At 69.7% G+C, this 11429-nt stretch carries 9 protein-coding genes; 4 read left to right on the forward strand and 5 right to left on the reverse strand.

The window, feature by feature from the left end:
* Positions 1–111: 111 nt before the first annotated feature.
* Genes C6N31_RS37200 through C6N31_RS37210 form a run of 3 tightly spaced genes read left to right on the forward strand, consistent with a single transcriptional unit; the run spans position 112 to position 3565 of the window.
* A complete protein-coding gene (locus C6N31_RS37200) occupies positions 112–1707 on the forward strand; it encodes a TnsB C-terminal domain-containing protein (protein WP_438817444.1) in 1596 nt (531 codons plus the stop codon).
* Positions 1704–2447, forward strand: coding sequence for an AAA family ATPase (locus C6N31_RS37205; protein ID WP_198359232.1), 744 nt, complete (start codon positions 1704–1706; stop codon positions 2445–2447). Before C6N31_RS37200 ends, C6N31_RS37205 begins: the two co-directional genes overlap by 4 nt.
* Positions 2444–3565, forward strand: a complete 1122-nt coding sequence (locus C6N31_RS37210) for a hypothetical protein (protein WP_232486114.1) — start codon at positions 2444–2446, stop codon at positions 3563–3565. The genes C6N31_RS37205 and C6N31_RS37210 overlap by 4 nt, the downstream gene beginning before the upstream one ends.
* Positions 3566–3622: 57 nt before the next feature.
* On the opposite strand, the gene tpg (C6N31_RS37215) is transcribed toward C6N31_RS37210, so the two are convergent.
* Both tpg (C6N31_RS37215) and C6N31_RS37220 read right to left on the reverse strand, forming a co-directional pair.
* Positions 3623–4177 carry a telomere-protecting terminal protein Tpg gene (gene tpg / locus C6N31_RS37215; RefSeq protein ID WP_138359391.1) on the reverse strand — a complete coding sequence of 185 codons (555 nt, stop codon included), beginning with the start codon at positions 4175–4177 and terminating at the stop codon, positions 3623–3625.
* 206 nt (positions 4178–4383) lie between these two features.
* The gene (locus tag C6N31_RS37220) at positions 4384–5004 is read right to left on the reverse strand and encodes a tetratricopeptide repeat protein (protein WP_138359393.1); all 621 of its coding nucleotides are present in this window, start codon (positions 5002–5004) and stop codon (positions 4384–4386) included.
* Between the two features lie 315 nt (positions 5005–5319).
* Here C6N31_RS37220 and C6N31_RS37225 point away from each other — a divergent pair, with 315 nt between their 5' ends.
* On the forward strand, positions 5320–5667 hold the full coding sequence (locus C6N31_RS37225) for a hypothetical protein (RefSeq protein ID WP_232486115.1): 348 nt from the start codon (positions 5320–5322) through the stop codon (positions 5665–5667).
* A 77-nt stretch (positions 5668–5744) separates the two neighbouring features.
* Here the strand turns inward: C6N31_RS37225 and tpg (C6N31_RS37230) are convergent, their stop codons facing one another.
* Genes tpg (C6N31_RS37230) through C6N31_RS37240 form a run of 3 tightly spaced genes read right to left on the reverse strand, consistent with a single transcriptional unit; the run spans position 5745 to position 10858 of the window.
* The gene (gene tpg / locus C6N31_RS37230) at positions 5745–6302 is read right to left on the reverse strand and encodes a telomere-protecting terminal protein Tpg (RefSeq protein ID WP_198359233.1); all 558 of its coding nucleotides are present in this window, start codon (positions 6300–6302) and stop codon (positions 5745–5747) included.
* Positions 6303–6305: 3 nt separating this feature from the next.
* Positions 6306–8411 carry a telomere-associated protein Tap gene (gene tap, locus C6N31_RS37235; RefSeq protein ID WP_198359234.1) on the reverse strand — a complete coding sequence of 702 codons (2106 nt, stop codon included), beginning with the start codon at positions 8409–8411 and terminating at the stop codon, positions 6306–6308.
* Between the two features lie 56 nt (positions 8412–8467).
* Positions 8468–10858 carry a DEAD/DEAH box helicase gene (locus tag C6N31_RS37240; RefSeq protein ID WP_198359235.1) on the reverse strand — a complete coding sequence of 797 codons (2391 nt, stop codon included), beginning with the start codon at positions 10856–10858 and terminating at the stop codon, positions 8468–8470.
* Positions 10859–11429 lie beyond the last annotated feature (571 nt).

The raw sequence follows: 11429 nt of genomic DNA on the forward strand, positions 1-11429 counted from the left end.
CGAACCGTATCGCACGGGGGAGCGGGCGCGGGGGAGACCGGTGACGCCGCCCGTGCGACCACCGGCGGTGGACTGCCGGCGGCGTCGAGGACAGCGCTGCGGGGCCCGGCGGTGCGGCGGCTGCTTGCTCTGCGTGCTTCGGGCGCACTGACGGCCGGCCACGTGCGCGTGGCTGCGGACGCGCTGGGGGTGAGCGAGCGCACCGTGTGGCGGTGGTTGGCCGCTGCCGGGCGCGACGAGGCCGCGGCCGTTGAGCCGGGCGCCCGTGCCCAGTCGGGGGAGAGGTTCACTATCACGCCCGAGGTTCGTGGGCTGCTGGCCCTGTGGAAGGGGAACGTGGCTGCGGTCCACCGCGAGCTCACCGCACGGGCCGCCCGGCAGTCCCCGCCCGGTTGCGTGCCGTCGCTGACGACACTGCACCGGGCGCTCCAGCGGGATTTGGATCCGGGGGAGCGGGCCGGGCTTGCGGGTGGCGAGCGGGCGGCGCGTAAGCACGATGTGTTCCTGTCCCGGCCGCGGGGCTGGCGCAACCAGGTGTGGGAGACCGACCACGTCCAGGCCCCGTTGCTGGTCGATGTGGAGGGGACCGCGCGGCGGCCCTGGATCACGTGGTTCACCGACTGCGCGACGAACGCGATCACCGGGCTGGCGGTGAGCCCGGGGTATCCGTCGCGGGAATCGGTGCTGGCCGCCTTGCGCTCCGCGGTGCTGCGCGAGGACCCTTACGGTCCGTTCGGCGGGCGGCCGGAAAAGGTCCGCATGGACCGCGGCAAAGACTTCCTGTCCGCCATGGTGATGACTGCCCTCGACCTCCTGGACGTGGGCGTGGAGGACCTGCCCGCCTACACCCCGCACCTCAAGGGCACCGTCGAGGGCCTCAACCGGGCAGTGGAAAGCATGTTCCTGGCCGGGCTGCCCGGCTACGCCCGCCAGCCCCGCCCCGGCAAACGCCCCTCCCGGCCCAGGGACGAGATTCTGCTGGGCTTCGAGGAGTTCACCGCCCGGCTGCTGGAGTGGGTGCAGTGGTGGAACACCTCCCACCGGCCGCCGCCGTTGGGCGGGAAGACCCCGTTGGAGGCGTGGCAGGCCGATCCCACTCCACTGCGGGACGTGCCGGCCACCGATGTGTGGACTTTCACCCTGGAGGACGCCGGCACCCGCACACTCACCACGCGCGGGATCCGCTTCCGCACACGCGACTATGTCGCCGCGTGGATGACCGGCAAGACCGGCATCCGGGTCCAGGTGCGCTACATGCCCCACCACGACCACCGCATCGAGATCTTCGACCCCGTCACCGGCCGCTACCTCGGCCCCGCAGACCTGGCCGACCAGGCCACCGAGGAGCAGGTCAGCGCCGTACGCCGGGTGCGGGCCGCGCGCACCCGTCGTCTGAGGAAAGACCTCGAAGCATCCCAGCGCGAGCGCTACGCCGCCGCCACCGAACCCGGGCCGCCCCGGCGTCTGGGCACCCTCAGCGCCGCCGAGGCCAGTCGACAGCTCGCTCAGGCCACCGAGTCGGACCTGTCGCAGCTGGCGCTGCCTGATCTGATCCCGCCCGCTGCGCCGCCGCTCGACTGGCGGACCCCGCCATCTCTCGCCACCCGCGCCGCGCCGGGGCTGCCCGCGGCGACCACAACCGACCCCGATCCCGCCCCCGATGGTCCGCCCGCCCATCCGCCCCATCGCACCGGAGACGCCCCGTGACCGCGGCCACCTACCAGTACGTCGACCTGCCCGACGCCTCCGTGGTCACCACCCGCGCCCTGCTCACTGCCCGGGAGAACATCACCGACACCGTCGCCGCGCGGGCCATGATGTGCATCCACGGCGGTGCCGGCTTCGGCAAGACCCTTGCCGTCAACACCTGCCTGCGCGAACTCGAACCCGGCGAGGACGTCCGCAAGATCACCTTCCGGGCCCGGCCCACGGCCCGCGCGGTGCGCTACGAACTGTTCACCGCGCTCGATCTGGCCGGTGAACCACCGCGCCACCCGAGCGAGTTCGACCGGCTGCTGAAGACCGCGCTGGCCGAACGCCCCCGCACGTTCCTGGTGGACGAGGCGCAGTGGCTCAACGGGGAGGCGTTCGAATATTTCCGCTACCTGTGGGACGAACCCGCAACCCAGCTCGCGATCATCTTCGTCGGTGGTGCGGGCTGCCACACCGTGCTGCGTCGCGAGCCGATGCTGTCCTCCCGCGTCTTCATCTGGCAGCACTTCACCCGCCTCACCCCCGCCGAGGTCCTTGAGGTGATTCCGCTGTTCCACCCGGTCTGGGCCGACGCCGACCCCGACGACATCGCCTTCGCCGACCAGCACGCCGCGCACGGCAACTTCCGCGCGTGGGCGCAACTGACCGCCCATGTCCGTACCGCCCTGGCCCGCACGGGACGCTCCGTGGTGGATCAGGAACTGCTGCGCTGGGCCTTCAGCCGCCTCGCATGAACGCCACCCGCCGAGCCCCGCCGCCCGTCGCCCTGGTCATGGACCGGTACGACGACGTCGCCCACACTCACACCGCCCTGGCAGCCCACGATCCTGCCGTCGGCCGGATCACGCTGCACCCCGGACCGGGCACCACCAGCGACACCGCTCTCGCCCACGACCTCCTCGCAGCCCTGGGCAAACCGCCGTTACTGCCAGGCCGCTTCCCTGCAGGCCGACAGCCCGCGTGGGAGGCCGCCACCGCCTGGATCGCCGCCCTGCCTGCCGCCCGGCTCACCGTCCTGCGCGCCCACCGGCTCACCACACGCCGCCTCGATCGCCTCCTGCACCTACGCGACACCACCAGCATCCCCCTGACCCTGGTCTGCCACCGCCCCCACCTGACCATCGCGCTCCACCGGGCCCTGCACCCCGTGCCCCACACCGTCACCAGCGACCTGGATACCGCCCGCAGCCACTACTACGGCGGCACACCCGCAGCAACTGGCACCCAGCTCTCCGCGCAGACCCCGACCGCGTCTGCGGTCCGCTGGATGACCATCCCCGCCCTGGACCGCCTCGTCTCCTACGACAGCACCCAGTCCTGCACCGGCCCGTGCACGCCGGCACCGATCGACTGGCGCCACCGGCCGCCCCCACGCTCCCTCACCGAGGCAGCCGTACGCGAGATCACCCGCAGAATCCGCCAGGCAACCGCCCACCCCCGGCTGGCCGCCGCCCTTGCCACCACGCTGCTCACCCGCGCGTCGTTCCAGCAACTCCTCACCGTCCGCGCCGAAGACCTCGGCCCCGACGCGGCCACCCTCGCCTTCCACGACCCCGCCCGCTACACCGACGGCTGCGCCTCCCACCCGATCCCGGCATGGGCCCGCCCGTTCCTGAGCGCTGCGGCATCCTTCGCTGCTCTCACCGACAGCCAAGAGCTGCTGGCCCGCCAGGACGAACGCCCCCACATCCTGGCTCTGGCCGAGAACGCCAGACTGCGCCCACCCCAGCCCCCGCTCCCGCAGCCGACCGTCACCAGCGGCGTCATGTGGGACTGGGCGGAACGCGGGCAGGCCGAGCGCTACGAGACCCTGCTGTCCCGGCCCGGAAAGCCGTCCCGACCGCGCCGGTAGACCAATAGATCCGCACACAGCCTGCGGCGGACCCGACCTCCTCGACCACCGCCCCGGTCACCCGATGGTGAAGTCGGCGAACTCGACATCCGAGAAGGCCACCTGGAGCCCGTGGGCGCGCCCTCCTCCGTCACGGAAGTACGCATGCCCCAGCGAGCGGGCCAGGATGACCATCTGCTGCGCCTCGCCGGCACCGGCGTCCCGGGCGGCGAACAGCTCCCGCGCGACCGCGCCAGACAGCCGCTGGGTGATCAGCCGCCGACGCGGATCATCGGAGGAGCCGACTGCGGACGCGAACCCGAACCGCGCCCGGGTATGCAGACAGAAGCCGCGGGCCTCGGCATCCGCACGCAACCGCTCGCGAATCCGGGGCTGCCATCGCGCTCGGACGACATCCTCGATTACCTGCGCTTGCACAGGGCCCGGCTGGCGCCTCCCCGGGCCGGAGGTGACCCACCGCTGCACCGTACGCTGCGAGACCCCCAGAACAGGAGCCAGCCTCTTCGTGGATCCCTTCTCCGCTCTGAGCAGGAAGCCCAGGCGGGCACTGACACTGACTGGCAGTGGCCGGGTACGCAAGACCCGCTCTAATCCTTCGTCGATCTCGCCCAAGACCCCTCCCGATGCCCGTGTCGACTACCTACTGCTCCAGAGGTCCCACATTTCTGCTCCGCCCCGACCTGTTTCCGCGTACTCATGGCCGCGGTATCCGACTTCAGCTACCGCTGTGTGACTGCGCGCTTCAGTTGGCGAGTTGAGCATCTGCTGGGCCGGCCGCGCGGAGGCATGTCGGAGCCGGCTCGCCGCGCGTCTACGCCTCAGAGCATCCGCTCGGCCGCCGCTGCCCGTGCTCGCAACGTGTCAGCCTCCTCGTGCTGCCCCTGAGCAGCCAGGATCCGGGCCCGGTACTCCATTGCATACCCGTCGCCCAGCTGCTCGGCGCGTAGGAACGCCTGCATGGCCCGCGCCAGGTCGCCACCATCCCGGAAGGCCACGCCCAGCGCAGTGATCGGGAACGCCTCGTCCTGCGCGAGGATCACTGGCGCCCAGCGCTCGACGCCGACCGCGTCGCCACGGCCGAACGCCTGCTTGACCAGGCCCAGCATGGCGTCCGGGTCGCCGAACGCCGCCGCCTTCTCCCAGGCCACCTGCGCGCGGTTCGCGTCACCGGCGGCCGCGTGCAACATGCCCAGGTTGTAGCCGGCAACCACGTTTCCGGCCGCCCATGCCCGGTCCCACCAGTGCAGCGCGCCGACCCGGTCGCCCTGCAGATGCAGGGCCGCCGCCAGGCTCACCATGGCCACATCATCGCCCACCTCTGCCGCAACCCTCAGGTCGGCCAGCTCCTCGTCCGATGGCATCTCGGCGCTGCCGACCGGCAGCCGGCCCGACACCAACTCCTCGACGGGCTCCGACCGCCGACGGAGCCACCAGGCCATCACAATCCACCCCGGTCGAACAGCCGCACCGATCCCCGGCACGCGGGCAAGCGAACATCTATCACCCGTCGATCATGCCAGCCGCGACCGTGAACGCTCAGCTCGCCAAGTTTCGCGCTCATTCGCCAACTGAAGAGCTACGTCCCACTGTGCCGAAGTTCAGTAGTTGTCACCGTCGGCACCGGATAGCCTGCGAAGGGAGCAGATCGAAGCAGTCGGACTGTCACCAGAGAGGCACTGCAGTTGTCACACGAGGTCGATGAGTGGGTCGTACGGGTACCGGCGCGCAGCCTGCCTCGCGAGGAACTCATCGCCATGCTTCGCGAACAGACCCCGGCATGCGGACCTGCCCGTGACGCCTTGATTGGCGGTGGCGCCTTCGATGTCTCGGACGGTCTGGTCCCCGCCAACCGGCACGCGGGTGTGTTCGCGATTCGAGTGCGCACGGCCGCTCGGCGCGGCCACACAATTGAGGGCCTTGCCGCCTCTGTCGACATCCTCCGGCAGGCTGGGGAAGAGCCGCTTCGTACCGGATCCATCGACTCCGTGGACAGATCGTCCGTGTTCACGATCTTCCTGAACTCTTCAGCGACGGAAGTGCTGGCCTGCGCAGGCGGACTCCGGCCCACCCCCCTGCAGGAGCCGACCGAAGTCCCCGAGTGACAACACGCCTGCCTTGGTGACACCTATCGTGCTTCGGCACACCCACGCTGCCGACGCCACAGCGTCACTCCGCGGCCTCAGTAGTCGAGGTCGAGGTAGTCGATGTCGTTGAGGGTGACGTCGGAGAGTCCTGTGGCGCGGCCTCCGCCGTCCTGGAAGTAGACCTCTTTGAATCCCTCGGCGATGATCCCCCGCATCTGCTGGTCGCTGGCGCCTGTGTTGCGGGCGTCGAACAGGCGTTGTGCGTAGGCCGGGGGGAGGTGCACGGTGAGCCGCCGGAATCTTCCGTCGTCGGTTGTGCCGACCGGTGCCGTGTACCCGAACCGTGCCCTCGTCTCCACCGTGACCCCAGTCGTGGCGGCGGCTTGCCGCTGCCGGCGCTTGCGGACCTGGGGCTGCCATCGCTGACGTACGGCGTTGTCGATCTTCGCGGCGATGTCCTTGGGTGGGTTCTTGCGGGCGCCGCGCCGGTAGCGGTTGACGGAGTCGGCGGTGATGCCGAGCTCCTGCGCGACGGCCTTCGCGGTTCCGAGCTGTTTGAGCAGGTAGTTGATGCGGGCCGGAAGGGTCTTGGGCGGCTGACGGGTGAAGGCTTCCCGGTCGGCGCGCTCGATGGCGTCCTCGATCTCGCCCATGGCCTACTCCCCTTCGTCCAGGACGGCGTCGCCGCCCTTGATGTGGCGGGCCGGGTTCAGACCCTTCTCCATCAGCTCGACCGCCCACAGCATCGACTGGACGCCCTCCAGTTTCGCCAGGCCGGGCGTAGCGCCGAGGCGGAACCCGCCGGGCTGCGGCTTGCCGGACGCCGCGTAGGGGAGGAAGTCCAGCGGGCTCTCGCCCGGTGAGGGGTAGACGACGCAGTCGGAGAGTACGGCGAGTGGGTACAGGCCGGTCATCTTGACCATGTTGTTGAGCTTGCGGTGCATGTTGACCCGCGCCTTGCTGATCACGGCGGCGCGGAAGTCGGGGCGCCAGGTCGGCCGCGAAAGGGCCGGCCACGTCTCGCCCTCCTTGTAGGACTTGCCCTGCGGGCGCTCCCGCAGCTTCCCGACGCCGCCCTTCACGGTCGCCTTGATAGCAGCCAGTACGGCGGCCAGGGCCGGGTCGCGCTGCTTGTGCTGCTCCATCGCGGCGAGGAACGCTGCGTCGTCCAGGTCCTTGGTGACGCCGAGGTCGGCGAGGGTGTCGACGTACGCGGTTTTGAGCCGGTCGTGCCACGGGTCCAGGTACGCGCCGGTCTCGCGCCGCAGGTACGCCTCGATCGGGTGCACGTCGTGCCCGAGCTCCTGGGCGTAGGCGACGGTGTGCGTCTGGTACCAGGCCAGCCCCGTCGGGCGGGTGCCGTCGGGGGTGAAGGGTGAGGGCAGGCGCGGGTCCAGCTCGATGCCGCTGAGGTCGACCAGCCAGCTGCCGGGGATCTTCGGGTTGAACGTCGGGGCGGTGAAGTGGTCGGGTCCGGATAGGCCGACGACCAGGCGGGCGGCGGCGGCGAGGAACGCGGTGTTCAGGTCCAGGCCGACCGCGAACGGCAGCAGGCACTCCTCATCCGTGAGCGAGTCCACCGACCGCACCCACTGGTACGCCTCCTCATTGAGGAACCCGCCGCTCCAGCCGGAGTTCACGACGACGGGGTGTTCGGGGGTTGCCTCCGGCGGCGCCGGGTCCGTCGGCTCCGTGCCCAGGCTGCCCTGGTTGTAGCCGGACACCCAGTTCCCGCTCGCCGGGTCCTGCACGGCCTTCGTCGGCGGTCGCAGCGCCGTCATCAGCTCCAGCCCTGACACGGCCGTGGAGCCGCGCGGGGTGATGACCCGCTGCGCGTACACACCCAGGACCCGGGCGACGTCGGCCGGCTCCATCTCGGCAACGCCGGGCCAGGACCGCTCATCGAGCGCGTCCCACGATAGGATCGCCAGCTGCACGCACTGCCGCTCACGGCCCTGCGCCTTGCGGTAGATCCGCGCCCACGGACCGAACCCGCGCTGTGTCAGCTGCCACTTCGCGCGTGCGACCTCCTTGACCACCGGATGGTCCTCCGGCAGGCGCAGGGAGCGGCGCTGCTCGTGGCCCTCCAGGCGCTCCGGCAGCCCGAGCCCCACCGCGGCGGCCGCCGTGAGCACGATCAGCGGGTCGCTGTCCTTGCCGTAGCGGTTGAGCTTTCCGGTACCGAGTCCGGACTCGCGCAGCGTCCACTCCACCAGCTCCGGCACCGTGGTCGCCGGGCAGTCGAGCACAATGCCGTCGACGCCGTACGCGGAGCCGTCGCCATCGAGCACTGCGAGCGGGCCGTGCGGGAAGCGGGGGTCCAGCGCAGCCTTGGCGGCCTTCTTCGCGGCCGGGCGGCGCGACGACGCCGGACGCTCCGGCGCGGCCTGAACGGCGGGGGCCTGCGGCGCTGCCGTCTCCTGCAACACGGGCGCGGCAGCCGGACCGTCGAACGCCTCCGGCATCTCCGGCTGAGGCGCGACGACCGGGGCCGGGACGTCGAGGGTGCCGTGGGCGGGGTGCTTCGCCGCCCACCCGTCCAGCAGCCGTTGGTAGGCATCCAGGCGCGGCGACTTCGGCTCGCTCCGGCCGTTCTCCCAGTTCTTCACTGACTGGGTCGTTGTCTTCAACGCGGCGGCGAGGCGGGCCTGGGTGATTCCAGCAGCCTCCCGCAGCCGGGCGCGCTCCGCCGGAGGCGGGAGCTGCGGCTCCTCGTTCAACAGAGCGTCGACGGACGCGAACAGCTCTTCCTCAGATGCCATTCCCTGCACCTTCACCTCAGGCCCAATATAACTTAACCAGAAACTTATCCCATTCCTTAACCTCTCCGTGCCCAATCGAGTCCGAGGCCCGCGAGCGCGGCGAGCTTGTCGGTGGTGAGCTTCGCGCGACGTCCTTTCTGGTTCATGATCCACACTCCGAGTTTGACCGCTGGGCCGCCTTCCAGCTGCTCTACGTGGCCCCTGGGGACCGTCACAGACCCGGTGCGGGTCTTGTACTGCGCGAGGGCCGCTACGCCCTTGTCGAAGGCGCTCACCGCCGCCTTGGCCGCCTTGGCGGGCACCTCCGGCTCCGGGGGCAGCGGTGCGACGCCGACCGCCTCCAGGAGCTCGCGCTGCCCGTCCATCAGCCCTGCCCAGACCGTGTGCTGACGCTGCTTCGCCAGCCACTTGCCCACGTCCATGCCGTGGACGGTGAAGCCCGGCAGGACGTCGCAGTGGTCCTCCTCATCCGTCAGGAGCTCCCGCAGCGCGGCGTAGTGCCGCTGCCACTCCGCCTGCCACACGGGGTCCCAGTGCTCATCCACGGCCTCCAGCGCGGCCTTCCACTCGGGGCGGTCCTCCAGCGCACCCGCGCGGCGGAGGTTGGACAGCCACTGCCCCACCGGCCGATCCAGCATCGTCGCGGACCGGGGCGCGCACAGCGTCCAGTGCTGCTCGTAGTACGCCTTGGCGGCCTCCAGGTTCTCCTGGAAACGTTCATCGGCCGGGGACCAGACCATGCCGAGCTTCTCGAGCCGCTGCGCCCGCTGGCCGGTCATCTGTCCGGCCCCGTACGCCCGTCGCTGCTCCGCGACCCACTGCCCCAGCGGGAACGCACCCTCCTTGTGCCCGTACGGAACTCGGGCGTGATGCTCACGTTCGGTGAATTTCTTGAGCGACGCCCAGCCGCGCCCCCAGTCCTGGCGCTCCGTGTCGATCACATTGAACGACACCCATTCCGCGACCATCACCGGATCACGCGGAGCGGCGAAACGAAGCAACAGACGGGATTCGTCCTCGCCTTCCTCGGGCGGCGGACCGATGTACTCGGACGGCTGCGCGACGTCCTTCTGAGGCTCTTGCGGAATCGCGAGCAATTCCACGGCCTCTTCATCATGCGCCCGAAGACCCTCAAGAACTTTCACCAAAGGCTGATACGATCCCGACGTGAACATATCCTCCGGCTGCTCATTGGGCTGGAGAAACACCGGCACGATCAAAGAGGCCAGCTTCCCTTGTCCCGGCTTCTGACGCAGCGCCCGGCCGATGGCCTGGACGATGTCGTGCGGAGCACCCTTGGGGTCCAACAGGGCCACGCTGTCCACGCTTCTGATGTCGACGCCCTCACCCAGCACACGGCAGTTCGACAGGACCGCACGCCGGGCGGTGGTCCCGAACTGACTCAGCACTCCCCGCCGGCGCTCGGGCACGTGCTCACCGCACAGCCAGTCCGCCCAGATCCGGGCCGGGTACTTCTCCGGCTGGTCGGCGTGCAGCTTGGCTGCGACGCGCTCCAGGCCCTCCGCGTAGGCCTGTGCCTCTATCGTCCGGTGGTGGAAGGTGATGCACGTCGACAGGTCGTGCTGCGCCATGGTGTGCAGGAGAGCCGCCTGCAGCGCCCCCAGCCGCTGCCCCCGCACCTCCTCGCTACCCCGCTCCTCGCTCATCAGCCGGTCCGGGGTGACCACCGGGTCCTTCAGCTCCAGGACGATGATCTGGTACCGCGCAAGTAGCCCGCGCGACACCGCCGACGCCAGCGACAATTTGAACAGGACGGGCCCGAAGACCTTCTCGTCATCCATGGACGCCGCCATCTCACGCGGCAACGGGTCGCGCACCCCCTCGGCAACCTCGCGATTCAGCCGCTCCTCCCAGATCCGCGGCGTCGCCGTCAGGTAGAGCCGCCGGTGCGCGGGGATGACGTGCTGGTTGTGGATGTCGGCCCACGCCTTACCCATCGAGCCACTGGTCCTGTGTGCCTCATCGACTACGGCGAGGTCCACAGGGTCGAGCTGCTGCCCGTAGACGCCCTCGAACGCCTCGGCCAGCACGCCCAGAGACGCGTACGTGGCGTAGATGGTCACCGGCCCGGAACCGTGCCACATGGCCAGCTGAATCGGGTTGGTGGTGGAGCGCACCTTCATGCTCCACAGCTCCGGATCGTCCTGAAGCGAGCACACGGCAACCGCCGGCCCCCTGTGCCCGACGTCGTGCCACGCCTTCACCGTCTGCGCCAATAGGTCCAGCGTCGGCACCAGCACCAGAATGCGACCCTTGGGCACGATCCGCTTCGCCGACGCTGCGGCAATAATCGTCTTGCCCGTGCCACACGCGGCGTGCACCTGCCCACGAAGACCGCTCCAGGGGATACCGCCCGGCGGAATATCGAAGCCGCGCACGATAGCGGCAACGGCTTCGATCTGGTGGTCACGTAGTTTCACGGTCATGCCCCGTGGTCTCCTTTTCGCGGAATTTGGCGCGCCATCAGAAAAGAAAGTCTGGCACGGCGCGAGGGGCCGGGGTGCTGCTATCTGTTCCCAGACTCTACACAGTGAGCACAAGTGATGCATCACTCACGCGACAGGTTCGCCCATCTGGCTGGTACTTGGCCGATTTTTACCTGTGGCGACGCTTCACAGTGTATGCTGATGGGGTGTTGTCGAGCAGCGACCGGACAGTTTCGGGGGTGGGGGAGTGGTCAGGGTGGAGCGCAGCGGAACTTGTCACTGCGGTGGGGCCGGCACCCGATCGGGCCGACAGTCCGTCACATCCGTTACGGGGGTGGTGGTCAGTAACCCCAAGCCCTACACAGGGCCACGCGCGATGCACCTTCCCCCGCTGCTAGCTTAGGCACCCGCGCTTGCGCGGGTGCCTACAATGAGCGCTTGCGCGAATTGCATTCACTTCCGTAATTCCGTTTACGGAATTACATTCCGGCGCTTGCGCCGGAATTCGAATTGCGCTTGCGCAATTCATTCACTATGACCCGGCTTGCCGGGTCATATCCCGCTCCGCGGG

It is taken from the genome of Streptomyces fildesensis (genome assembly GCF_016107395.1).
Taxonomy (GTDB): Bacteria; Actinomycetota; Actinomycetes; order Streptomycetales; family Streptomycetaceae; genus Actinacidiphila; species Actinacidiphila fildesensis.